The 21,667-nt window shown below is 64.9% G+C and carries 22 protein-coding genes; 13 read left to right on the top strand and 9 right to left on the bottom strand.

From position 1 onward, the window contains the following. Positions 1 to 46: 46 nt before the first annotated feature. Genes E3O65_RS00740 through E3O65_RS00730 form a run of 3 tightly spaced genes read left to right on the top strand, consistent with a single transcriptional unit; the run spans position 47 to position 3,070 of the window. The gene (locus E3O65_RS00740) at positions 47 to 751 is read left to right on the top strand and encodes a response regulator transcription factor (protein ID WP_134361853.1); all 705 of its coding nucleotides are present in this window, start codon (positions 47 to 49) and stop codon (positions 749 to 751) included. After that, positions 738 to 2,033, top strand: coding sequence for a sensor histidine kinase (locus tag E3O65_RS00735; protein ID WP_134361838.1), 1,296 nt, complete (start codon positions 738 to 740; stop codon positions 2,031 to 2,033). Before E3O65_RS00740 ends, E3O65_RS00735 begins: the two co-directional genes overlap by 14 nt. Beyond that, complete coding sequence (locus E3O65_RS00730; RefSeq protein ID WP_134361837.1) at positions 2,030 to 3,070, top strand: hypothetical protein; 1,041 nt, start codon at positions 2,030 to 2,032, stop codon at positions 3,068 to 3,070. The genes E3O65_RS00735 and E3O65_RS00730 overlap by 4 nt, the downstream gene beginning before the upstream one ends. 236 nt (positions 3,071 to 3,306) lie before the next feature. On the opposite strand, the gene E3O65_RS00725 is transcribed toward E3O65_RS00730, so the two are convergent. Both E3O65_RS00725 and E3O65_RS00720 read right to left on the bottom strand, forming a co-directional pair. Beyond that, a complete protein-coding gene (locus tag E3O65_RS00725; RefSeq protein ID WP_241985885.1) occupies positions 3,307 to 3,606 on the bottom strand; it encodes an acyl-CoA carboxylase epsilon subunit in 300 nt (99 codons plus the stop codon). A gap of 8 nt (positions 3,607 to 3,614) precedes the next feature. Continuing rightward, positions 3,615 to 5,228 (bottom strand): acyl-CoA carboxylase subunit beta, encoded by a 1,614-nt coding sequence (locus E3O65_RS00720; protein WP_422386390.1) that lies wholly within the window; start codon positions 5,226 to 5,228, stop codon positions 3,615 to 3,617. A gap of 181 nt (positions 5,229 to 5,409) precedes the next feature. Between E3O65_RS00720 and E3O65_RS00715 the strand changes: the two genes are divergently transcribed. Next, positions 5,410 to 6,252 (top strand): biotin--[acetyl-CoA-carboxylase] ligase, encoded by an 843-nt coding sequence (locus E3O65_RS00715; RefSeq protein WP_134361835.1) that lies wholly within the window; start codon positions 5,410 to 5,412, stop codon positions 6,250 to 6,252. A gap of 6 nt (positions 6,253 to 6,258) precedes the next feature. After that, positions 6,259 to 6,816: a PH domain-containing protein gene (locus E3O65_RS00710; protein WP_241985884.1), complete on the top strand. Its 558-nt coding sequence runs from the start codon at positions 6,259 to 6,261 to the stop codon at positions 6,814 to 6,816. On the opposite strand, the gene E3O65_RS00705 is transcribed toward E3O65_RS00710, so the two are convergent. Beyond that, positions 6,813 to 7,304, bottom strand: a complete 492-nt coding sequence (locus E3O65_RS00705) for a GtrA family protein (protein ID WP_241985883.1) — start codon at positions 7,302 to 7,304, stop codon at positions 6,813 to 6,815. The genes E3O65_RS00710 and E3O65_RS00705 overlap by 4 nt on opposite strands. A 122-nt stretch (positions 7,305 to 7,426) precedes the next feature. Here E3O65_RS00705 and E3O65_RS00700 point away from each other — a divergent pair, with 122 nt between their 5' ends. The 3 genes from E3O65_RS00700 (at position 7,427) to E3O65_RS00690 (ending at position 10,476) form a co-directional block, all read left to right on the top strand. Then, entirely contained in the window at positions 7,427 to 8,563 is a 1,137-nt protein-coding gene (locus E3O65_RS00700; RefSeq protein ID WP_134361834.1) for a 5-(carboxyamino)imidazole ribonucleotide synthase, read from the top strand. Between the two features lie 87 nt (positions 8,564 to 8,650). Further along, on the top strand, positions 8,651 to 9,118 hold the full coding sequence (purE, locus tag E3O65_RS00695; RefSeq protein ID WP_134361848.1) for a 5-(carboxyamino)imidazole ribonucleotide mutase: 468 nt from the start codon (positions 8,651 to 8,653) through the stop codon (positions 9,116 to 9,118). After that, positions 9,115 to 10,476 (top strand): LCP family protein, encoded by a 1,362-nt coding sequence (locus E3O65_RS00690; protein WP_241985882.1) that lies wholly within the window; start codon positions 9,115 to 9,117, stop codon positions 10,474 to 10,476. The genes purE and E3O65_RS00690 overlap by 4 nt, the downstream gene beginning before the upstream one ends. A gap of 12 nt (positions 10,477 to 10,488) precedes the next feature. Here E3O65_RS00690 and E3O65_RS00685 read toward each other — a convergent pair whose 3' ends face one another. The 3 genes from E3O65_RS00685 to rfbB are packed head-to-tail and all read right to left on the bottom strand — an operon-like array spanning position 10,489 to position 13,471. Beyond that, positions 10,489 to 11,634 carry a glycosyltransferase family 4 protein gene (locus E3O65_RS00685; protein WP_134361833.1) on the bottom strand — a complete coding sequence of 382 codons (1,146 nt, stop codon included), beginning with the start codon at positions 11,632 to 11,634 and terminating at the stop codon, positions 10,489 to 10,491. Further along, on the bottom strand, positions 11,631 to 12,485 hold the full coding sequence (rfbD, locus tag E3O65_RS00680) for a dTDP-4-dehydrorhamnose reductase (protein ID WP_134361832.1): 855 nt from the start codon (positions 12,483 to 12,485) through the stop codon (positions 11,631 to 11,633). The genes E3O65_RS00685 and rfbD overlap by 4 nt, the downstream gene beginning before the upstream one ends. After that, positions 12,485 to 13,471, bottom strand: coding sequence for a dTDP-glucose 4,6-dehydratase (gene rfbB, locus E3O65_RS00675; RefSeq protein WP_134361831.1), 987 nt, complete (start codon positions 13,469 to 13,471; stop codon positions 12,485 to 12,487). The genes rfbD and rfbB overlap by 1 nt, the downstream gene beginning before the upstream one ends. 73 nt (positions 13,472 to 13,544) lie before the next feature. On the opposite strand from rfbB, the gene E3O65_RS00670 reads away from it, so the two are divergent. After that, positions 13,545 to 14,153 (top strand): dTDP-4-dehydrorhamnose 3,5-epimerase family protein, encoded by a 609-nt coding sequence (locus E3O65_RS00670; protein ID WP_134361830.1) that lies wholly within the window; start codon positions 13,545 to 13,547, stop codon positions 14,151 to 14,153. A 2-nt stretch (positions 14,154 to 14,155) separates the two neighbouring features. Then, positions 14,156 to 15,025: a glucose-1-phosphate thymidylyltransferase RfbA gene (rfbA, locus tag E3O65_RS00665; protein ID WP_134361829.1), complete on the top strand. Its 870-nt coding sequence runs from the start codon at positions 14,156 to 14,158 to the stop codon at positions 15,023 to 15,025. Here rfbA and E3O65_RS00660 read toward each other — a convergent pair whose 3' ends face one another. Further along, positions 15,026 to 15,898 (bottom strand): glycosyltransferase family 2 protein, encoded by an 873-nt coding sequence (locus tag E3O65_RS00660; protein ID WP_134361828.1) that lies wholly within the window; start codon positions 15,896 to 15,898, stop codon positions 15,026 to 15,028. It lies immediately after the preceding gene. A gap of 143 nt (positions 15,899 to 16,041) precedes the next feature. Between E3O65_RS00660 and E3O65_RS00655 the strand changes: the two genes are divergently transcribed. Genes E3O65_RS00655 through E3O65_RS00645 form a run of 3 tightly spaced genes read left to right on the top strand, consistent with a single transcriptional unit; the run spans position 16,042 to position 19,223 of the window. Beyond that, a complete protein-coding gene (locus tag E3O65_RS00655) occupies positions 16,042 to 17,331 on the top strand; it encodes a rhamnosyltransferase WsaF family glycosyltransferase (protein WP_241985886.1) in 1,290 nt (429 codons plus the stop codon). Continuing rightward, positions 17,270 to 18,253 (top strand): NAD-dependent epimerase/dehydratase family protein, encoded by a 984-nt coding sequence (locus E3O65_RS00650; protein ID WP_198411727.1) that lies wholly within the window; start codon positions 17,270 to 17,272, stop codon positions 18,251 to 18,253. Before E3O65_RS00655 ends, E3O65_RS00650 begins: the two co-directional genes overlap by 62 nt. Then, entirely contained in the window at positions 18,246 to 19,223 is a 978-nt protein-coding gene (locus E3O65_RS00645; RefSeq protein WP_134361826.1) for a glycosyltransferase family 2 protein, read from the top strand. Before E3O65_RS00650 ends, E3O65_RS00645 begins: the two co-directional genes overlap by 8 nt. Here E3O65_RS00645 and E3O65_RS00640 read toward each other — a convergent pair. After that, positions 19,188 to 20,465, bottom strand: a complete 1,278-nt coding sequence (locus tag E3O65_RS00640; RefSeq protein WP_134361825.1) for a polysaccharide pyruvyl transferase family protein — start codon at positions 20,463 to 20,465, stop codon at positions 19,188 to 19,190. The genes E3O65_RS00645 and E3O65_RS00640 overlap by 36 nt on opposite strands. Beyond that, a complete protein-coding gene (locus tag E3O65_RS00635; protein ID WP_241985881.1) occupies positions 20,462 to 21,646 on the bottom strand; it encodes an ABC transporter ATP-binding protein in 1,185 nt (394 codons plus the stop codon). Before E3O65_RS00635 ends, E3O65_RS00640 begins: the two co-directional genes overlap by 4 nt. Between the last annotated feature and the right edge of the window lie 21 nt (positions 21,647 to 21,667).

The following is a 21,667-nucleotide window of genomic DNA, read 5'->3' as shown; positions in this document are numbered from 1 at the left end:
AGACACCGTGAGAATGTAGGAAACCGTGAATCACCCGATAGCAGCTCTGCCTTCGACCACTGATCCCGTCGATACCGCCGACCTGGGCCACCCCGTGCGCGTCGGCATCGCCGACGATCACGAGTCGGTGCGCCTCGGCATCAAAGCGGCCTGCGAGAACGTGGGCTACGAGGTCGTCTTCACGGCCCCCACGGTGCAGGAACTCGTGGACGGCATCGACGGCCGCGCCGTGGACGTCATCGTGCTCGACCTCTCGCTCGGTGACGGGTCCCGCGTCACCGACAACGTGCACCGCGCCCAGAGCACGGGAGCGTCGGTGCTCGTGCACAGCATCGCCGACCGGGTCGCCTTGGTGCGTGAGGCGCTCGCCGCGGGCGCGTCTGGCGTCATCCCGAAATCCTCCCCCACCACCACGGTCATGGCCGCCGTCGCATCCGTGGCCCGGGGCGACGTGCTCAACAACCTCGAATGGGCCACGGCCATTGATGCCGACCGCGACTTCGCCAAAGCGCAGCTCGGCCGCCGTGAACGCGACGTGCTGCACCTGTATGCGTCGGGCCTGCCGCTCAAGATGGTTGCGATGCAGCTCGGCATCGCCCACTCGACTGCGCGCGAGTACCTCGACCGGATCCGGGTGAAATACGTGGAGGTCGGCCGACCGGCACCCACGAAGGTCGACCTGCTCCGGCGCGCCGTCGAAGACGGAATCCTGCCGGGCCTCGACCCGGATGGTGGAGATGGCCGCGGCTGAGTCCGCGGTGGCCGTCCCGCCGCCGCTCGCCGGGAAGGACCCGGGCGGAGATCGACTGGACGCCGATCTGATCGGTGGACCCAAGCAGCCGCGCAACCCGATCAGCCGCACCCGGATCGAAGTGGTGGCGTCGCGATCCGTCGCCGGCGTCGGCGTGGTCTTCGCCCTTCAGGCGATGCCGATCATGCTCGAGCAGGCCCCGGTGCGGCTGCCCGTGATGGGGTCTCTCGCACCCCTGCTGCTCGGACTGTCGCTGGCGGCTGTCGTGGTGGCCGCGGTGACCAAGGTCGGCGTGCGCGCATCCGCCGGCATTGTGGCGCTCATCTACCTGGCGGCACTGCTGGCCTGGCCGCTGCTGATGCGTGATCCGACGGCCGTGCTCGACGGCAAACCGTGGCTCTGGTACATGTGCACGGTCGCGACAGCTTGCGCCGCCCTTGCCTTCCCTGTGCTCTGGGCCGCGATCTACACCTTCGCCGCGCCGATCGTCTACGGTGTGGTGCGGTCGACGCCGTCCGGCGGCGACGCTGACCTGCTGCTGTCCTCCCTTGACGCCGTCTATGCGATCCTCCTCGGTCAGGTCATCCTGATCATCATCTTCATGCTCCGGCAGACGGCGGCGGCGGTCGACAATGCCCAGACCAACGCGCTGCACCAGTACGGCAACGCCGTGCGCCAGCACGCCACCGAGGTTGAGCGCGTGCAGGTCGACTCGATCGTTCACGACAGCGTGCTGGCCACCTTCCTCGCCGCGGCCGCTGCCGGCAGTCCGAAGGCGGCCGAGCTGGCATCGGGCATGGCGGCGGATGCCCTCACGCGCCTCAACGACGCGGCCGTCGTTCCGGCCGGCGACGACAGCACGGTGCCCTTCTGCGAGCTCAGCGCGCAGATCCGTGCCGCCGCGGCACGTTTGCCGGTGCCGTTCACCATCGTCGAGTGCACGATCGACGGGCTCCGCCTTCCAGCGCACGCGCGGGACGCGATCCTCGCCGCCAGCGGGCAGGCCATGGTGAATAGCGCCCAGCACGCCGGCACGCCGGACAGCGAGCCCGAACGCACCCTCACGATGAGCGCGAACCCGCAGGGCGGCTGCACCATCGTGATCGCCGACTCCGGGGTGGGCTTCGACCCCGACGCGGTGCCGGCCGAACGGCTGGGGCTGCGCATCTCCATCCAGGACCGGGTGGCCAGCGCCGGCGGTTCCGTCACGGTGTCCGCCGCCATCGGCCGCGGCACGACCATCAGCATTGAATGGCCGGCCGATGGGGGAGACCGCGCATGATCACCGTCCCGCGTGGGCTCGTGCTCTCCCTGGCAGCCATGTTCTCGGCTTATCATGTGGTGCTCGGGTTCTACTCGCTGGGCCAGCCGCGAACGCCGCTGCCGGCCATCCTTGCGATCATCGTCTACGCAATCGCAACGGTGGTCAGTCTGTGGCCGACCAGCCCGATCCGGATGCCCGTGTGGCTGGCGTTCTTCAACGTCGCCGTGTGCGCGATGCTGCCCCTGCTGGTGGGGAGCCAACTCGACGGTTCCGTCGACAACGGCTACGCCACCTGGTACGTCGCCGCCGTCGGCACTCTGATGACCGTCACCGCCACCCGGCGACGTTCGGGGTTGGCCTGGGTCGGGGCCGCGATCCTGGTCGCGCACACGATCTTCTGGGCTGGCCCGGCCGCCCTGGGCTCGATGGGTGTCATCGGTAGCGTGGTCTGGGTGGCCGTCGCGGTCATCCTGGCGCGGGCCCTGGCGAAGGCGGGCCGCGATGCGCGGCAGTACGCGCTGGCCGAGCAGGAGGCCACCGAGTGGCAGGCAGCCCAGGAGGCGCACCTGTACGAGCGGCAGGTGCGGCTCGCCCAGACCATCCGGCTCGCCGCCCCCATGCTGCGCCGGATCATCGATCAGCACGGGGAACTGAACGCGGAGCAGCGTCAGGAGTCCCGCTACCTCGAGGCCGCCGTGCGGGATGAGATCCGCGGCCGCAAGCTGCTCAACGACGCCGTGCGCGACGCGGTCATGGCCGCCCGCCGTCGCGGTGCCATCGTCACCCTGCTCGACGAGGGCAGTATCGACGACATCCGCGGGGCAGAACTTGAATCGGTGCTCAACGCGCTGGCGGTGGCCATCGGCGGCACCCTGGCCGACACGATCATCGCCCGCACAGCCGGCGACGGATCCGCGACGGCCGTCACGGTGGTCGGCCTCAGCAGCGCGGATGCGCGACTGAGCGCGCTCGGCCAGGAATCGCCCGAACCGGAGGTCGACCTCTGGCTGGAGATCCCGCGCAACCCGGCACTGGTCTCGTCAGTGCCGAACTGAACCGGTTGCCCCGGAAATGCGAAAGGGACCAACCGTGAGGTTGGTCCCTTTCGACTCCGTGCCAGGGCGACAACCCGAATGTCACCCTGACGCGCCCCCACAACCCGACTGCTTACCCTAGTCGACGGGCCGCGGTCGTGAATCTCAGAGAGTTTCACCCGGCATAGGTAATACTCCTCGAACCGGGTCGCCATAAAAAGTCGGCATTTAGGGGGACCGGCCGTCTCGATGCGGGGTCAGCCCTGGAACCCGCGCCAGCGGCCGTTGCCGGCCGTCACGGGCGGACGGATGCCCCGCTGGCTACGCTGCCACGCGCTCTGGCCGCGCGCCGGGGCCAGCCGGAGGTTGTCGGACTCTTCGCGGACCAGGCCGTGCAGCACGGCCGACACTGCGGCCGCCTCGGTGGGCGTGACGCTGCGGGTGACGAAGCGCAGCCCGGGCACAGCCTGCTGGGAGGGATCCGCGGTGGCGTTCTCGGCGGCGTTCGCCGCGGCATCCGCCGGGTGGTTCAAGGAGGAATTCATCACGTGGGTCATGGCGCCGCCTACAGCGGAATGTTCCCGTGCTTCTTGGGCGGGAGGCTGGCTCGCTTGGTGCGCAGCGCGCGGAGCGCCTTGGTGACCGCCACCCGTGTCGTGGCGGGCTCGATGATGCCGTCGAGCTCGCCGCGCTCGGCTGCCAGGAAAGGGCTGGCCACGTTGTAGGTGTACTCGTTGGCCAGGCGGGTGCGCACGGCGGCGACATCCTCGTCGGCGGCTTCGGCTTTCTTGATCTCGGCGCGGTACAGGATGTTCACGGCACCCTGGCCGCCCATGACGGCGATTTCCGCCGTCGGCCAGGCCAGGTTGATGTCGGCGCCGAGCTGCTTGGAGCCCATCACGATGTACGCGCCGCCGTAGGCCTTGCGCAGGATGACCGTGACCAGAGGCACGGTCGCCTCCGCGTAGGCGTAGAGCAGCTTGGCACCGCGGCGGATGATTCCGGTCCACTCCTGGTCGGTGCCGGGCAGGAAGCCAGGCACGTCGACCAGGGTGAGGATGGGAATCGAGAACGCGTCGCAGAAGCGCACGAATCGGGCCGCCTTTTCGCCGGCCGGGATGTTGAGCGTGCCGGCCATGGCGCTGGGCTGGTTGGCGACAATGCCGATGGACCGTCCCTCGACCCGGGCGAAGCCCACGACGATGTTCGGTGCGAACAGCGGCTGCGTCTCGAGGAAGTCTCCGTGGTCGACGATGTGCTCGATCACTGTCTTCACGTCGTAGGGCTGGTTCGGGGAATCGGGGATGATCGTGTTCAGCTTGAGGTCGGCATCCGTCGTCTCCAGCTCGATATCGCTGTCGAAGACGGGCAGGTCGGCCAGGTTGTTATCCGGCAGGAAGCTCAGCAGGGTGCGGGCGTAGTCGAGGGCGTCGGGTTCGTCGCTGGCCAGATAGTGTGCCACCCCGGAAATGGTGTTGTGGGTGAGCGCGCCGCCAAGCTCCTCCATGCCGACGTCTTCGCCGGTGACGGTCTTGATCACGTCGGGGCCGGTGACGAACATCTGGCTGGTCTTGTCGACCATGATGACGAAGTCGGTCAGGGCGGGAGAGTAGACCGCGCCGCCGGCGGCCGGGCCGCAGATGATCGAGATCTGCGGAATGACGCCGGAGGCGGCCGTGTTGCGGCGGAAGATCTCGCCGTACTTACCGAGGGCGACGACGCCCTCCTGGATGCGCGCTCCGCCGGAGTCGAGGATGCCGACGATGGGCACCCCGGTCTTCAAGGCGAGGTCCATCACCTTGATGATCTTCTCGCCGGCAACCTCACCGAGCGAACCGCCGAAGATGGTGAAGTCCTGCGAGTACACGGCCACCTGGCGACCGTGGATTGTGCCGGTGCCGGTGACGACGGCGTCGCCGTAGGGCCGTTTCTTCTCCATGCCGAAGGCGTGGGTGCGGTGCCGCACGAACTCGTCGAGCTCGACGAAGGAGCCCTGGTCGAGCAGAAGATCGATGCGCTCCCTGGCCGTCATCTTGCCCTTGGCGTGCTGTTTTTTGATCGCCGCCTCTCCGCTCGCGGTCACGGCTTCGTGATAGCGCAGCTTGAGGTCGGCGAGCTTTCCAGCCGTCGTGTACAGGTCGGGGCCCGTGAGGGGCGAGTTCTCAGTCACGCGGTTCACTCTACCGGCCAGTCCCTGCCCCCGATCGTTGACGATTCTCTACAAAAACCGGCCGGTTTGCTGGTCGGCTTCCCCACTCCGTGTGGCTAACTCCGGAGAATTCTCGGATTCGGGCTGCAATTGTGCCATTCGAGCCGGTATTCGGGAGAATTACAGGAGTTAGCCACAGGGAGAGAGTCACATGGAGTTTCCGCTCAGCCGCGAGGTCGTGCCGCGTTTCGAGTACCTGGCCGAGACCGGGTCGACGAACGACGTTCTAGTCGCCCATGCGACGGGCGAGGATGCTGCGGCCTGGCCCGACCTGTCGACGGTCGTCACCGACAACCAGACGCGCGGTCGCGGCCGAATGGGTCGAACCTGGCTCGCCCCCACCGGCAAGTCGCTCGCGATCTCGGTGCTGCTCCGGCCCAGGACCGGGGACGTCCCGCTCCCGATTCCGCGCTTCGGCTGGTTCCCCCTGCTCGCCGGGGCGGCGATGACCCGGGCAGTGCGCGAGGTCGTCGAGGCGAGCCTGGTGGCCCGGGTGACCGAGCTGGGCGAGGACGCACCGCGGCACGAGGTCACCCTGAAGTGGCCCAACGACGTGCTCATCGATGGCTACAAGGTGTCCGGCATCCTCTCGGAGCTGCTGCCCGACGCGCGCGGGCTGGTCATCGGCACCGGACTGAACGTCACCCTCGACGAGCACGACCTGCCCACCCTCACGTCCACCTCGCTGATGCTCGTGACCGGCGCGGCCCCCGACCCGGACGCCGTGCTCGCCCGCTACCTCTCCGAACTGCGAACCCTCACCGAGGATTTCCTCGCGGCCGGCGGCGATCCGGTGAAGAGCGGGCTTCTTCAGACGGTGACCGAGCTGTGCGGCACCCTCGGCGGGGTCGTGCGGGTGGAACTGCCCGGCGGCACTGATCTGGTGGGTACCGCGGTCGCTCTCGACGCCAGTGGTCGACTGATCGTCGAAGACCAGTCGAATGGCGAACTGCAGGCCGTCGCCGCCGGGGATGTGACCCACCTGCGGTATTAATGGACTATGACAAATACAGCGGGCTTCGGCACAGCCGAAGTGCTTCCCCCGGCCGAACTGGTCGTGGCCGGGCTCCGGCCGCACGCCAGGGTGCTGTTCTGGCCCACTCTGGCGCTGCTAGCGGTTGTCGGGGCCACCGCATACTTCTTCGGTTCCCTGCCGGAGCCGTGGCAGAACACAGCGCTGCTGGTCGTGGCGATCGTGCTGGTGCTGCTGCTCTGGCTGCTGCCGCTCGCGTCGTGGCTGAACAACCGTTACACGATCACCACCCGGCGCATCATCTTCCGGCATGGGTTCTTCGTGCGCACCCGCCAGGAACTGCTGCACAGCCGCGGCTACGACGTGACCGTGCGCAAAAACTGGTTGCAGTCGATGGCCCACTCGGGTGACGTGCTGATCAACGCTGGGCTGGAGCAGCCACTCGTGCTGAAGGACGTGCCGAGCGCCGACCTGGTGCAGCAGGTGCTGCACGACCTGATGGAGTCCTCACGCACCCTGATCGGCTCACGCCGGCAGGAACAGGCGGCGATCACCGGAGAGACCACGCGCTGGGGATCCCGCTAAGCGGCGAGGGCCCTATCCAGGGCGGCCGCCGCCTTGCGCTTCGGGGAGAACACCCAATGGCGGTAGAGCACGAAGCGGAAGGTCGAACCGAGGAACAGGCCGATCACGTTCGACGAGATGTTGTCAGCCAGCAGGCTGGTGTAGCCGAGCAGGTAATGGCTGACCCACAGGCAGGCGAGGCCGATGCCCATTCCAACCAGACTGACGGCGAAGAACTCGGCCCCCTCGCGCAATGTGCGCGACTGCCGGTGCGCACCGAAGGTCCAGTACCGATTGCCGAGCCAGTTCACGAGGATGGCCAGCGTGGTCGATACGACCTTGGCGTAGATCGGCCCGGCGTGCATCAGCGCCGGGTCGAAGACCGTCGTGCGCAGCAGGTTGAACACGGCGAAATCCACGATGAAGCCGACCAGACCTACGGCGCCGAACTTGCCGAGCTGGCTGGCGAAGGCCATCAGGCGTGCGGACGTGTGAGGAGAACTCGGCATGCATCCCTCCGGATGATGGGCAAAGATAGAAGTCGAGAACCCGAGTCTACGGCGAGGCCCAGCCTGCCGCCTGAGAGAACCCGTACCGGAGAATGACCGGTCGCAAGGATTGTGGTGGAGCGATGAATACGACTGTGGGCGTGATCGGCGGTGGCCAGCTGGCCAGAATGATGATTCCGGCGGCGGTCAATCTGGGCATAGACATCCGAGTGCTGGCCGAGAACGAGGGTATGTCGGCGGATCTGGCGGCGGTGCAGGTGGGCGACTACCGCGACCGCGACGTGGTGCTGGCCTTCGCCGACACCGTCGACGTCGTCACGTTCGACCATGAGCACGTTCCCCAAGAGATTTTGCGCGAGCTCGTGGCCCGGGGCGTGGCTGTGCATCCGGGGCCCGACGCCCTGCTCTACGCGCAGGACAAACTGCTGATGCGGCAGCGCCTGACCGAGCTGGGGCTGCCCGTGCCCGACTGGTCGCGCGTGGAGAACGCCGCCGAACTGGGCGTTTTCCTGGCCGCGCACAACAACCGTGCGGTGGTCAAGACGGCCCGCGGCGGCTACGACGGCAAGGGGGTGCGCCTGGTCACCCACGAGCACGAGGTGGACGACTGGTTCGCCGCGCTCGCCGAAGACGGCAATGACGGTGCCCTCCTGGTGGAGGAGCTCGTCGAGTTCCGCCGCGAGTTGGCCCAGCTGGTCGCGCGCCGCCCGTCCGGGCAGATCGCGGTGTGGCCCGTGGTGGAAACCGTGCAGCAGGGTGGCGTGTGCGCCGAGGTCATTGCGCCGGCGCCGTCGTCGGCGGGTCGCCTGGCCCAGGCCGCGGCCGACATCGCCGTGCGCATCGCCGAGGGCATCGGGGCCACCGGCATGCTGGCTGTCGAGCTGTTCGAGACGACGGATGAGCGCATCCTGGTCAATGAGTTGGCGATGCGCCCGCATAACAGCGGTCACTGGTCGATCGAAGGATCCACGACGAGCCAGTTCGAGCAGCACCTCCGGGCCGTGCTCGATCTTCCCCTCGGCGCGACCGACGCCAGAGACCCATGGACGGTCATGGTCAACATCCTCGGCGGACCGGCCGAGGGTTCCTTGTCCGCTCGCTACCCGGCCGTGTTCGAGGCCTATCCGGCAGCCAAGGTGCACACCTACGGCAAGGATCCTCGGCCGGGCCGAAAGGTCGGCCATGTGACCGTCGGCGGCGACGATTTGGACCTCGCCGCCTATCAGGCGCGGGCCGCAGCGGCAATCTTTCAGGACTGACCAAATAGGATCGAACCCGTGACAGACAACCCTGTGCCCGAATTTGCTCCGCTGGAAGCCGCTGCGACGCCGCTTGTGGGTGTGGTGATGGGCTCCGACTCCGACTGGCCCGTGATGAGTGACGCGGCTCAGCTGCTGCGTGACTTCGGCGTTCCGTTCGAGGTGCAGGTCGTCTCGGCGCACCGCACCCCGGAGAAGATGATCGCCTACGGCCAGAGTGCCCACGCGCGCGGACTCCGGGTGATCATCGCCGGTGCGGGCGGCGCCGCCCACCTGCCCGGGATGCTTGCGGCCGTGACGACGCTGCCGGTGGTGGGCGTTCCCGTGCCGCTCGGCCGGCTCGACGGCCTGGATTCGCTGCTCTCCATCGTGCAGATGCCGGCCGGGGTGCCCGTTGCCACCGTCTCCATCGGCGGCGCGCGCAACGCCGGCCTGATCGCCGTCAAGGTGCTGGCCATCGCCGACGACTCCCTGCGGGTCAAGCTGCTCGGCTACATGGAGATGCTCGCCGCCCAGGTCGAGCAGAAGAACCGGGACCTTCAGAACAAACTATGAGTAGCGCACGCACGCCGATCCGGCATCCGGATGTCGGGTCCGTCTCGGTCATGACCAAGCGGGCCTGGTGGCTCGTCGTGCTCAATTTCGTGCTGCCCGGCTCCGCCCAGGTGCTGGCCGGCAACCGGAGGCTCGGCCGGTTCGGTCTGCGGACGACCTTCACACTGGTCGCCCTCGCGGTCGTTGTCGGCGTGGTCTTCACGCTCTGGCCGGCCGCCGTGCTCACGGTCCTCACGAACTCGATCGGGCTCTGGGCCGCCGCTGCGCTGCTCGTGTTCCTCGGCGTTGCCTGGCTCATCCTCAGCCTTGACACCCTCCGTCTCGCGCGCCTTGTGCGGGCCGCTCCCCGGGCCCGGCCCGTGATCGCCGCCTTCACGACCGTGCTCATGGTCGGCGTGGTCGGCGCGGCCGGCTACGGTGCCTACCTGGCGACCACGGCCAGCGGACTCCTGTCGTCGGTCTTCGTGGCCGGCCCGACCGAGCCGCCCGTGGATGGTCGTTACAACATCCTGCTGCTCGGCGGCGACGCCGGACCGACCCGCGACGGTCTGCGCCCCGACAGTATTTCCGTGGTCAGCATCGACGCGGAGACCGGCCAGGCCAGCATGATCGGACTGCCGCGCAACCTCGAGGACGTGCCGTTCTCGCCGGGGCCGCTCGCCGACCTGTACCCGGAAGGGTATGGCGCCATCGACGGCTGCGAGGTCTCCGCCTGCATGCTTAACTCGGTCTTCACCGAGGTGGAGGTGAAGAGCCCGGAGATGTACCCGGATGCGGTGGCCCAGGGCAGCGAGCCTGGCATCGAGGGCATGCGCGACGCCGCCCAGGGCGTGACCGGGCTGACGATTCAGTACTACGTGCTGATCGACATGCAGGGCTTCTCCGACCTCGTGGACGCGCTCGGAGGGGTTGACATCAACGTCGACCACCGCGTGCCCGTGCACACCGATGAGACGTTCACCGAGGTGGCCTTCTGGTTCGAACCCGGCATGCAACACATGGACGGTTACCACGCCCTCTGGTACGCCCGCTCACGCCACGATACGAGCGACTACGACCGGATGGTGCGTCAGCGGCAGGTGCAGGAGGCGATCCTGGCTCAGGCGAGCCCCGCGAACGTGCTGACCAAGTTCCAGGCCGTGGCATCGGCCGGGACCGAGGTTGTGAAGACCGACATCCCCCAGGGCATGCTCGGCTACTTCACCCACCTCGCGTCGAAGACGAAAGCGCTTCCGATCCAGTCGGTCGAGCTGATCCCGGAGAACGACGTCGACCCGGAGGATCCCGACTTCGACGTCATCCGTAGTCTGATCAGCGCCGCCCTGGCTCCGCCCGTGACGGAGGAACCGGCACCGTAGCACGGGGCGTCGCTACAGGTCGGCGTGCAGCAGCCAGACCCGCTCGGCGGAATCGCGCCAGGTGAAGGCCCTGGCCCGGTCGCTGCCGACGATGCGCAGCCGGTTGGCGAGGGTGGCGTCGGTCAGCACCCGGTTCACGGCCGCGGCCAGCCGCTCGGGGTACCCCGCGGCATCCTCTCGTTCCACGGCCAGGCCTGCGTCGCCGGAGGCTTCGATCAGGGCAGGGGCGTCCGAGTGCACCACCGGGGTGCCCAGGTGGAACGCCTGGATCATCGGGCCGGCGAAGCCCTCTTCCAGGCTGGGGTAGACGAAGACGGATGCCCGGGAGATGACCACGGCCAGCTCCTCGTCGGTCAGCCCGCTCATAGCGCGAACCCGACCCCAGGGGAGGCCGGCCTCGTCGGCCACGGAGGCCATGTCGAGTTCACCCCAGGCGGCAGGCCCGAGCACGATCAGCGGCAGATCCGGGCCCTCCGGTAGACCGAAGGCCGTGATCAGCGCCGTGATCGCCTTGCGCGGCTCAAGCGTGCCGACGGCGACGATGTAGTCGGACGGCAGCGCCAGACGTTCCGCGATGATCTCGGTGGCGGAGGAGTTCGACGGCAGGCGCAGGCCTGCACCGACACCGCCGCCGATCACACGCACGCGGTCGCCGAGGTCGATGATGTCCGCGAGTTGGTGGGCCACGGCATGGCTAGGCACCACGACCGCATCCGCGTGTTTGCGCGCGCGTTTGACCATGACCTTCGTCCAGGCGACTGTGGTGGGGGTCAGCGCCTCCGGATGCGTCCAGGCGAGCACGTCGTGGATGGTGACGGCCACCTGGCTGCCGTCCTTGACGATGTCGTGCCGGCGCAACGGCGCCAGCAGCGACGGGGCGTGGATCATGCCTGAACCGGAGGTGTTGGCGAGGCCCAGCTGCCAGGCCCGGGCCAGCTCCCGCCGGGGGAGCGTGGTCGTGTGCAGGCTGCCCAAACCCGGCAAACTCGCCTCGATTCGGGCGTAGTGCTCCGCTGGAGACGACGACACAATACCCTCGACGTCGCAGTCCGCCGGAGCCGTTGCGATCAGGGCTCGGGTCAGTTCTTCGGTATAGCGACCGATGCCGCCCGGGACCGGCGCGATCATCTGGTCCAGGACGACTCTCAGTGTGGTCATCGGTCCGCGAAGATCCCCTGCTCGGCTGCCGCGGCCAGCGCTTCGCGCCAGTCACGGATGGGGGCAAGGCCCGCGTCAGCCCAGGTGTCGTGCCCGAGCACCGAATACGAGGGACGCGGAGCCGGGCGCACGAACTGCGAGCTGTCGGTGGGGGTGACCCGCTCCGGGTCGAGGCCGGCTGTGGCGAAGACGGCCCTGGCGAAGCCGAACCAGCTCGTCACGCCCGAGCTGGTGCCGTGGTAAATGCCGGCGGGGGCGCCGGAATCGAGCAGGGCGACGATCTGGGCGGCCAGGTCGGCGGTCCAGGTGGGCTGGCCGACCTGGTCGTCGACGACGCTGAGGGTGTCGCGGGCCGCGGCCAGCTTCAGCATGGTCTTGGGGAAGTTCGGGCCGTGCTGACCGTAGAGCCAGGCCGTGCGCACGATATAGCTGCCCGCCGGGTGTTCCTGCAGCACGAACGCCTCACCAGCGGCCTTGGTGCGGCCGTAGGCGGAGATCGGGTTGATCTCCGTGTCCTCGGCGTAGGGCTCGGTGGCGCTGCCGTCGAAGACGTAGTCGGTTGAGACCTGCACGAGCTTGGCCCCGGTGGCGGATGCCGCCAGCGCCAGGTTCCGCGGGCCGGTCGCGTTGATCGAGTACGCGGCATCCTCGTTCGTCTCCGCATCGTCCACCTTGGTGTACGCGGCGGCGTTGATCACGACGTCGTAGCCGGTGACCGCCGCCAGAACGGCGTCCCGGTCGGTGATGTCCAGTTCGGCGCGGTCGAACGCCGTGACGACGCGGCCGGCGAGAGCCGCCTGCAGGTCGCGGCCGAGCATCCCGGCCGCGCCGGTGATCAGGTAGCGGGTCATCAGCTCAATGCCGCACGGGCCTTGAGCGGCTCCCACCAGGTGCGGTTGTCGCGGTACCACTGCACGACATCCGCGAGCCCCTGCTCGAACTGCACGAGGGGTGCGTAGCCGAGTTCGGCCTGGATCTTCGAGATGTCCACGGAGTAACGCAGGTCGTGGCCTAGACGATCGGCGACGCGGTCGACGTAGGACCAGTCCTTGCCGGTCGACTCGAGCAGCATCTCGGTGAGCTCCTTGTTGGTCAGCTCGGTGCCGCCGCCGATGTTGTAGATCTCACCGGCGCGGCCGCCGACGAGCACCATGGCGATGGCGCGCGTGTGGTCGTCAACGTGCAACCAGTCACGGATGTTGTTGCCCTCGCCGTAGAGGGGAACGTGCAGGTCGTCGATCAGGTTGGTGACGAAGAGCGGGATGACCTTCTCCGGAAAGTGGTACGGCCCGTAGTTGTTCGAGCAGCGAGTGATCGAAATGTTCAGACCGTGCGTGCGGTGGTAGCTGCGGGCGAGCAGGTCGCTGCCGGCCTTGGAGGCCGAGTAGGGGGAGTTCGGCTCGAGTGCGCGCTCTTCGTTCCACGAGCCCTCGGCGATGGAACCGTAGACCTCGTCGGTGGAGACGTGCACGAACCGGGCCAGATTGTGGCGCAGGGCCGCGTCGAGCAGCTGCTGAGTGCCGAGCACGTTCGTCTCGACAAAGATCGACGCGTCGCGCACGGAGCGGTCAACGTGGGATTCGGCGGCGAAGTGCACGACCGCGTCCAGGGAGGGAAAAAGCTGGTCGAGCAGTGTGGCGTCACGGATATCGCCGTGCACGAACGAGTAGCGCGGGGAACCGGCCACCGGGGCCAGGTTCTCGAGGTTGCCCGAGTAGGTGAGGGCGTCGAGCACGACGACCTCGGCTCCTTCGAGGCCAGGGTAGGCGTCTTCGAGGGTGCGTCGAACAAAGTTCGAGCCGATGAAACCGGCTCCGCCGGTGACGAGGATCTTCATATGGAGGTAACCGTTCCGTTTGATGAAAGTGCCCCCGCGATTCTACCGGTACGCGCTTGGTAGACTTCCTCGCGTGAAGATCCGTGAACTCTCCATCCCTGATTCCTACGAAATCACTCCTCAGCAGTTTGGGGACGACCGGGGGGTTTTCCTCGAGTGGTACCGTTTCGACCGCCTCGAGGAGACGATCGGGCATCGCCTCGACATCGCCCAGGCGAACACGTCGGTATCCAAGCGCGGTTCCGTGCGCGGCATCCACTTCGCCGACATCCCGCCGAGCCAGGCCAAGTACGTCACGGCCACGCACGGCGCTGTGCTCGACTTCGTCATCGACATCCGGGTGGGCTCCCCGACCTTCGGCCAGTGGGACAGCGTTCTGCTCGACGACACCGACCGACGGGCGATCTACATCGCCGAGGGCCTCGGCCACTGCTTCGTGGCGCTCACCGACAACGCCACGGTCAGCTACCTCGTCACCGCGCCATTCAACCCGGGCCGCGAGCACGGCATCAACCCGCTCGACGCCGACATCGGACTGGTCTTCCCGCCCGAAGCCGGCGAACTGCTGTTGTCCCCGAAAGACACGGATGCCCCGAGCCTGACCGAAGCCGCTGCCAGCGGCATTCTGCCCACCTGGGCTGATGCCCGGGCGTTCTATACGTCCCTCAACGAAGGAAAGTAACAATGCGCGGAATCATCCTCGCCGGCGGCTCCGGTACCCGGCTGTGGCCCATCACCAAGGCCATCTCCAAGCAGCTGATGCCCATCTACGACAAGCCGATGATCTATTACCCTCTGTCGACGCTGATGATGGCGGACATCAACGAGATCCTGATCATCACCACGCCCGAGTACAACGACCAGTTTCGGGCGCTGCTCGGTGACGGGTCGCATCTCGGCCTGCGGATCGAGTACGCCTCGCAGCCGTCCCCGGACGGGCTCGCCCAGGCGTTCATCATCGGTGAAGAATTCATCGGGGACCAGAGTGTCGCTCTCGTGCTCGGCGACAACATCTTCCACGGCGCCGGCCTGGGTTCGGCCCTGCGCGGCAACGCCGACCTGGTGGGAGCCCGGATCTTCGCCTACCACGTGAGCAATCCCACGGCCTACGGAGTGGTGGAATTCGACGACAGCATGACCGCGCTGTCGATCGAGGAGAAGCCGACGAAGCCGAAGAGCAATTACGCGGTTCCGGGCCTCTACTTCTACGACAATTCGGTCGTCGAGATCGCGAAGACCATTGAGCCCAGCGCCCGCGGTGAGCTTGAGATCAGCACCGTCAACGAGCGCTACCTGGCCCAGGGCAACCTGAATGTGCAGGTTCTCGACCGAGGCACCGCGTGGCTCGACACGGGCACGTTCGAGTCCATGATGCAGGCGTCCGAGTACGTGCGCGTGATCGAAGACCGTCAGGGTTTCAAGGTCGGCTGCATCGAGGAGATCGCCTGGCGGGCCGGCTGGATCTCGAGTGCCGAACTCGAAAGGCTGGCGGAGCCCCTCCAGAAGAGCGGATACGGGCGTTACCTGACCGGGCTCATCGCCACGAACGACTGATCAGCCGAGCCGGCCGGTGCGGGCCAAGACGCGGGCCCGCACTGTCAGGCCGAGTTTGAGCGCCCAGCGCACGGGGGCCAGGTAGGAAGCCGAGTACTTCTTCTCGAGGTAACGGTAGGCGCTGTCATGGTGGGCGCGCACCATCTTGCCGGACTCGGTGCTGGTCGAGTGCGCACCGGTGTGTACTACGGATGCCGCGGGGGTGTAAACGTTCGTCCACCCGGCCTTGCCCATCCGGTAGCCCAGATCGACGTCTTCGAAGTACATGAAAAAGCCCTCGTCGAAACCGTTGAGCTCCTCGAACGCGGTGCGGCGCACGAGAAGACAGGCTCCGGACAACCAGCCGACCGGGCGGCGCACGTCGGACCCCTGGCTCTCGGCTCGGTACGAACGGCTCCACGGGTTGTCGGGCCAGATGCGGGCGAAGAGCGCATGCCCCACTCCGTTTCGGAGCGAGGGAAGTTGCCGACCCGACGGGTAGGTGCTGCCGTCCGCGTTGAGAACGCGGGGCCCCACCGCTCCAACGTGGGGGTCTCCGTCCAGTTCTGCGAGCAGTGCGGTGACGGTCCCCAGCCCAAGCTCGACGTCGGGGTTGGAGATCAGCACGTATTCGAAACTCGCCGGCAGGGATGCCACTGCCGCATTGATGGCACCGCCGTAGCCGCGATTCTCAGGAAGTGCGAGCAAACGGGCACCGTGGGACTGGGCAATTTGCGACGTGGAATCGAGGTCTGCCGACATGTTGTCGGCCACAATGACGATGAGGTCGTCTTCCTCGCTCAGCTTGACCGACTCGAGAAAGCCCGTCAGCTGCATGCTGGAGTTGTAACTGACGGTAACCACAACTGTGGCATCGAGAGGAGATTTAGACATGAATGCCAATCATACTCGTGGCAATCACCGTGGCTGCAGCGCATGTCCATACCCGGCAATCGTCACTTGATAGGCTGAAGTCGATACCCGGGATCTGATGACGATGGTTTTTGTGACTGCAATCTAGGAGAGTCTTTTTGAACGTGTTCGGCAGAAGTATTCGCATCCTTCGCGAGCACGGACCACGGGTCTTTGCGAGCAGGGCCACGAACATCGTGCTCCGCCCGGTGCGAGTGATTGCGGCAGAAGGTCCGCGGTCGTTCGCGGCACGGAGCCTCGCAAAGGCCAGTCAGCGGCTCACGAGGCACAAGCCGGTCATCCTCGTGAGCAACGATGATGCAGCGAAAGTTGATTGGACGCAGCCAGCTGATTGGCAGGCAAACCCGATCTCGGTTCAGGACGGACCAGTTGAAATAGCGTGGATCATGTCGCCCCCCGGGTTGGAAAGCGGCGGTCATCAAAACCTCTTCCGCTTCATCGACCTCGCGGAGAAGGCCGGGCACAGGTGTTCGATCTACCTGTATACGACTAGTAACCACCCCGTAAGTATTCCGGAAATCCGGGGGATGCTGCGGTCCGCTGCCGCCTACCCCGAAGTGTCCGCGAGCATCAAAATGTACAATCCGAAGGCTGGAGTGAAGGCCGGGACGCAGGCCATCTTCGCGACCGGATGGGAGACCGCGTACCCGGCTTACCTCGACACGTCGAATGCACGGCGCTTCTACTTCGTCCAGGACTACGAAGCGAGCTTCTACCCCCTTGGTACGGAATCTCTGCTCGCCGAAAACACGTACCACTTCGGGTTCCATGGGATTACCGCAGGCGGCTGGCTTGCCCACAAGCTCTCGACGGACTTCGGCATGGCCACGGATCACTTTGATTTCGCTGTGGACAAGACGCATTACAGCGTGACAAACCTGAGTCGCCGCTCAGAAGTATTCTTCTACGCTCGACCTGTCACGCCTCGTCGTGCGTTCGAGTTCGGATTGCTCGCGCTGGCCGAATTCGCTCGTATAAAACCAGACGTGCGCATCAATCTCGCCGGCTGGGACGTCTCGAACTGGGAGATTCCGTTCGCCTATACCAATCTCTCGAGCCTAGATATCTCCGAACTCAACTCGGTCTACAACCGCTGCGCGGCGGGCCTGGTGATGTCCCTGTCGAACATGTCTCTTCTCCCGCTTGAGTTGCTGTCGAGCGGAGTCACACCCATCGTCAACGACGGCCCCAACAACCGGATGGTGTCGGAGAACCCGTTCATTGAATACGTCCCGGCGTCACCGCTTGCGATTGCCCGCAAGATGGCTGAGGTCTTCGACCATCCGGATGCCGTGGCGCGGTCGATCGCGATGTCCGAATCGGTTGCGCAGAATGATTGGGCAGATTCCGGCATCCAGTTCATGGAAGCGTTTGAGAGGGTCATGCGTGGCTAAGACCCTGGTGATCGGTGGGAACGGGTTCATCGGATCACACCTCGTCGATGCCCTGTCGTTGGCCGGTCACGACGTGACGGCATTTGATCGGTTCAGTGCGTCGGATCCGGTGTTCTCGGCAAAAAACGTCGCGGTGTTGCCAGGTGAGTTCCTGAGCCGGGCGGACCTGGACTCTGCTGTTCGGGGTCAGGACTACGTCCTCCATTTTCTTTCAACGACGACTCCGGCGACTGCGGAGAGTGACCCGACACTGGACATTCGCACGAATATCGCGCAAACGGTCGAATTGCTCGAGTCGTGCGTGGCTGCGGGAGTCAAACGTTTCTATTACGCGTCGACCGGGGGTGCAATCTACGGCCCACAGGGCAAGGCTGATTACGCTGAGACGGATCGCGCATTGCCGATTTCGCCATACGGCATCGGGAAGCTGTCGATCGAACACTATCTCCACTACTTCAGGATCAAACACGACCTGAAGTCCACGGCGCTGCGGATCTCGAACCCCTATGGGACTCGGCAAAAGGCGAACAAGAAGCAAGGCTTGATTCCGATCGCGCTTCGGCAAATCGTTCTGGGGCGTCCCGTGATCCGGATGGGTGACGGGTCCATGGTGCGGGACTACGTCTTCGTCGAGGATCTTGTTCAGATGCTCACCCCGATGGTTGGTGTCGAAACGGAGTTCGATCTCTACAACATCGGCAGTGGGGTGGGGCATTCCGTCAGTGAGATCATCGACTCTCTGCGCCGGGTGACTCAAATCGATTTTGGCATCACGGAACTCCCGATCCCTCCAACGTTCGTCGATCGAGTCGTTCTCAACACTGACCGGTACCGGTCCGAGTTCGGTGCGTCGCGCCTCACCGCGCTTGACGACGGCGTTCGATTCACATTCGAAGAGATAAGAGCTCAGACCCATGACTGATCAGCCACTCGTCACGGTCGCGATCCTGACATACAACGGCGAGGTATACCTTGAGCGCATACTTCAGCAGGTCACAACTCAACACATCGATGGTGACGTCGAAGTGCTAGTTGTCGATTCAGGGTCGACGGACTCGACGCTCGAAATAGTCCGCAAGTTCCCGTCGGTACGCCTGCACGAGATAGCGAACTCAGAATTCGGTCATGGTAAGACAAGGAATCTGGCCGCTCGTCTGGCGCAGGGTGAGTTCATTGCCTTCCTCACCCACGACGCGATTCCCGCGTCGGCGCACTGGCTGAAAGAGCTTTTGGCGCCCTTCGCTTTCGATCCGCGAATCGTCGCCGTCATGGGTAAGCAGATACCGCGCGCCGGCTGTTTTCCGCTGCTCAAGTACGAGATTCAGGGGGTGTTTGCCGGATTCGGCCCCGATTTCGGCACGTCGATATTCTACAAGGATGACTTCGTCCAGAGCGAAGGGGTGCTGAACGCGATCAGCTTCTACTCCGACGTCAATTCGGCGACCCGCCGTGATTTTCTCGTCAACACCTTGCCCTATCGCGACGTTCGGTATGCAGAGGATCAGCTCTTCGGCAAGGATTTGATTGAGGCGGGATATCGCAAGGCGTACTCGGGTCGCGCCGCGGTGGAGCATTCCAACGACCTAACTCTCGCTGAATATCGGCGCCGGATCTTCGACGAGACGGTCGGGCTTCGCCAGATCGGGTTCGATATCCCGGTTCTGACGCGCGCAAACCGGTCACGATTGGTCGCCCGTGGAGTCGTGGGCGACACTTTGAGAATACTGCGCGATCGTGACTTCAGTTGGAAGCGAAAGCTGTACTGGCTCCTGGTGAATCCGGTCTATCAGGTGCAGAAGTGGAACAGCTATCGAGCCTCGACGCTCGTGGACTTGGCTGACGAAGAGGCACTGCGGTCAGGGTCGCTGGAGCATCTGCGTAAGTCTGCGTAGCGCTCTGCGCAGGGGAGCGGGCACGGCTAGGCCGAGGCTCCACCACAGGGAACCGGTAACGGCGGTCAGGGAATCTTCGCTCTGAGCCAGTCGGGACTCAAGGTCGGCGATCCGGGCTTCCTGTGCATCCTCCCGACAAGCCGCGGCCTCTGACGCCTCCTGCGCCTCATGGGTCTGTGCCTCAGTTTGCGTCATCATTGCGAGTCGAGCCGATTCACTGCCGGCCAGGGTCAGGTCGCGATCGCCGATGACCTGCTGTGCTTGCGCGAGAAGGACTTGTTCGCGGATCAGTGATGTCGAAGGACCCTCAAATGTGCTTGGCGCACCTGATTGCCCCTGGTTCCGGCTCAAGATGCCTTCGTAGCGGTCAAAGGCCCGCGAGAGCGCCGCGGAATCGTTCTCAATGGCCCCCGTGAAGTCGAAGACCTCGGTATCCATCCGTTCGATCATGTCCCGGAGTTGACTGCGGTCAGCAACCACATGCGCCGCCAGGCCTCGATCCTCGAAATAGTTCTGAACCTTCTGCTGGAAAATCGAAGCAAATGGGATGTTCTGGCTGTAGGCGAAAATCGAAGCATGCAGAGACGAAACGATGACACGGTCCATCTGCCCTATAACTGAATGCAGTTGGAGGGGATCGAGAGTATCGAGAAAGATCGAATTCGCTTTGTCGAACGGGAGGTGGCGCATAAAAGTGGCATCACCGTTGTAGTGCGTGAACGGGATGTAGACCTTCTTGTGCGGGATGGAGTTGAGCAGTGGAATCAAATTCTCGATCTGACGTAGCGAGTGGGGGACCATGTGAATCCCCACGAGGAGGTCACCGGGGTCGACCCCCGGAATCTCGTAGTGGTTGCTCTGGAGCAGTGTGGTTGCGCACGGGACGATTTCCGCCTCAGGCACCCACCTGCGCAGCACCTCAACTTCACGTGACGACCGCGCGGACACGTAGGCGTAGTCCTTCAAATAGTCCAGTCCGCCCGCAGTGCCCCACACGCCGGCGCTGTTCAGAATGTGGGCACCGGTTTGACGAAAGACGTCGTAGAGACGGTCTCCGGCTGGGCGGATGAGCTCGCCGCCCCCGATTATCATCTGTTCGGGCATCCGTTCGCCGAGTGGATCAACGATCTTCGCTGATATCCCACGCCGGGCGAGGACCTGGGCAGAGGCGATTCCGATTGCAATGTCCCCAGTGTTGAGACTGATGGAATCGAAAAGTAAGTTACCAGTCAGGGGAGTCACTGAACCAGGGGCGCGAGCGTGAGCGTTGGTTTCAACCTGATCAGGCCCATGCCATAGTCATCCGTAGGTATGTCGAATGAGGCTGCGCTGTTCTTCCGGTCGAAGTTCTCGCCGGTGGGCAGGCCGAGGCCGACACTGACCAGATATTTCCCAGAGCCGAGGCGAATGTCGGGCAGAGTAAGTTCGATCACGTGTTGACCGACACTCGTCGGCAGTGTCACGTCCATACCGAAGCTGTCCATCGCGTAGAGGGTCATCCCCAGAGTGGTCTCGATGGATATCCCTACGCCCCATCCGGTAATGGATTCCACTACATTCACCAACACCTTGACAACGACATTGGTGTGACCATCGTCGGTGTTGGTTTCGGCTTCCACTGAGGCGATATTCAAACGTGCGGTCGCCGTGGCGGTGGGCAGCGACCGAATCTTGTTGATTCGATCCGCTTCATAGCCATCGCGCAAGATTCGGATGCCCTCGGCCGGATCCCCGTCGTGAACCATGGAGCCTGCGTGCAGAACAACGACCCGGTCACAGAGGCGACCTACCTGGTCCGAGGAGTGGCTGACCAGGACGATTGTGCGACCTTCTGCCTGGAACTCCGCAATCTTATCCATACACTTCCGCTGGAATGGCTCGTCACCGACTGCCAGTACTTCGTCGACGAGCAGAAGATCAGGATCCACGTGCACCGCCACCGAAAAAGCCAGCCGAACGTACATGCCGGAGCTGTAGAACTTGACCTGGGTATCAATGAAATCTGAGATGCCAGAGAACTCGACGATGTCGTCAAAGTTTCTATCCGTCTCGAACTTGTTGAGTCCGAGGATGGCCGCATTGAGGTACACATTTTCGCGGCCCGTCAGGTCGGGGTGGAATCCCGCGCCCAGCTCGAGCAGTGCGGCCATGCGACCGCGGCGGACAACCGTGCCCGTCGTCGGCTGGATAATCCCACCAATCACCTTCAGCAGTGTGGATTTCCCGGAACCGTTATGCCCAACGAGGCCGACAGTCGACCCGCTGACAATATCAAGGTTCATTTCGCGGAGCGCCCAAAAATCCCGGACGTGCCGACGTGAGCGACCAAACGTGGTCAACCGTTCCTTGACTGACTTGTCCTTGTGCAGAACGAAGCGCTTGGAAACATCTTGCACCCTCACGATAGTGGGGAGATCGTGCATGCTGGCAACTCTTGGGGGATT

Source organism: Cryobacterium breve, from assembly GCF_004402375.1.
Classification (GTDB): Bacteria; Actinomycetota; Actinomycetes; order Actinomycetales; family Microbacteriaceae; genus Cryobacterium; species Cryobacterium breve.
Note: the sequence above shows the minus strand (reverse complement) of the source record. Positions and strands in the feature narration are given on the sequence as shown.

Excerpts from the sequence above, each read along its gene's own strand:
- E3O65_RS00735 (WP_134361838.1), top strand. The coding sequence starts at position 738 with ATGGCCGCGGCTGAGTCCGCGGTGGCCGTCCCGCCGCCGCTCGCCGGG.
- E3O65_RS00730 (WP_134361837.1), top strand. The coding sequence starts at position 2,030 with ATGATCACCGTCCCGCGTGGGCTCGTGCTCTCCCTGGCAGCCATGTTC.
- E3O65_RS00725 (WP_241985885.1), bottom strand. The coding sequence starts at position 3,606 with ATGACCCACGTGATGAATTCCTCCTTGAACCACCCGGCGGATGCCGCG.
- E3O65_RS00715 (WP_134361835.1), top strand. The coding sequence starts at position 5,410 with ATGGAGTTTCCGCTCAGCCGCGAGGTCGTGCCGCGTTTCGAGTACCTG.
- E3O65_RS00710 (WP_241985884.1), top strand. The coding sequence starts at position 6,259 with ATGACAAATACAGCGGGCTTCGGCACAGCCGAAGTGCTTCCCCCGGCC.
- E3O65_RS00705 (WP_241985883.1), bottom strand. The coding sequence starts at position 7,304 with ATGCCGAGTTCTCCTCACACGTCCGCACGCCTGATGGCCTTCGCCAGC.
- E3O65_RS00700 (WP_134361834.1), top strand. The coding sequence starts at position 7,427 with ATGAATACGACTGTGGGCGTGATCGGCGGTGGCCAGCTGGCCAGAATG.
- purE (WP_134361848.1), top strand. The coding sequence starts at position 8,651 with ATGGGCTCCGACTCCGACTGGCCCGTGATGAGTGACGCGGCTCAGCTG.
- E3O65_RS00690 (WP_241985882.1), top strand. The coding sequence starts at position 9,115 with ATGAGTAGCGCACGCACGCCGATCCGGCATCCGGATGTCGGGTCCGTC.
- E3O65_RS00685 (WP_134361833.1), bottom strand. The coding sequence starts at position 11,634 with ATGACCACACTGAGAGTCGTCCTGGACCAGATGATCGCGCCGGTCCCG.
- rfbD (WP_134361832.1), bottom strand. The coding sequence starts at position 12,485 with ATGACCCGCTACCTGATCACCGGCGCGGCCGGGATGCTCGGCCGCGAC.
- rfbB (WP_134361831.1), bottom strand. The coding sequence starts at position 13,471 with ATGAAGATCCTCGTCACCGGCGGAGCCGGTTTCATCGGCTCGAACTTT.
- rfbA (WP_134361829.1), top strand. The coding sequence starts at position 14,156 with ATGCGCGGAATCATCCTCGCCGGCGGCTCCGGTACCCGGCTGTGGCCC.
- E3O65_RS00660 (WP_134361828.1), bottom strand. The coding sequence starts at position 15,898 with ATGTCTAAATCTCCTCTCGATGCCACAGTTGTGGTTACCGTCAGTTAC.
- E3O65_RS00650 (WP_198411727.1), top strand. The coding sequence starts at position 17,270 with ATGATTGGGCAGATTCCGGCATCCAGTTCATGGAAGCGTTTGAGAGGG.
- E3O65_RS00645 (WP_134361826.1), top strand. The coding sequence starts at position 18,246 with ATGACTGATCAGCCACTCGTCACGGTCGCGATCCTGACATACAACGGC.
- E3O65_RS00635 (WP_241985881.1), bottom strand. The coding sequence starts at position 21,646 with ATGCACGATCTCCCCACTATCGTGAGGGTGCAAGATGTTTCCAAGCGC.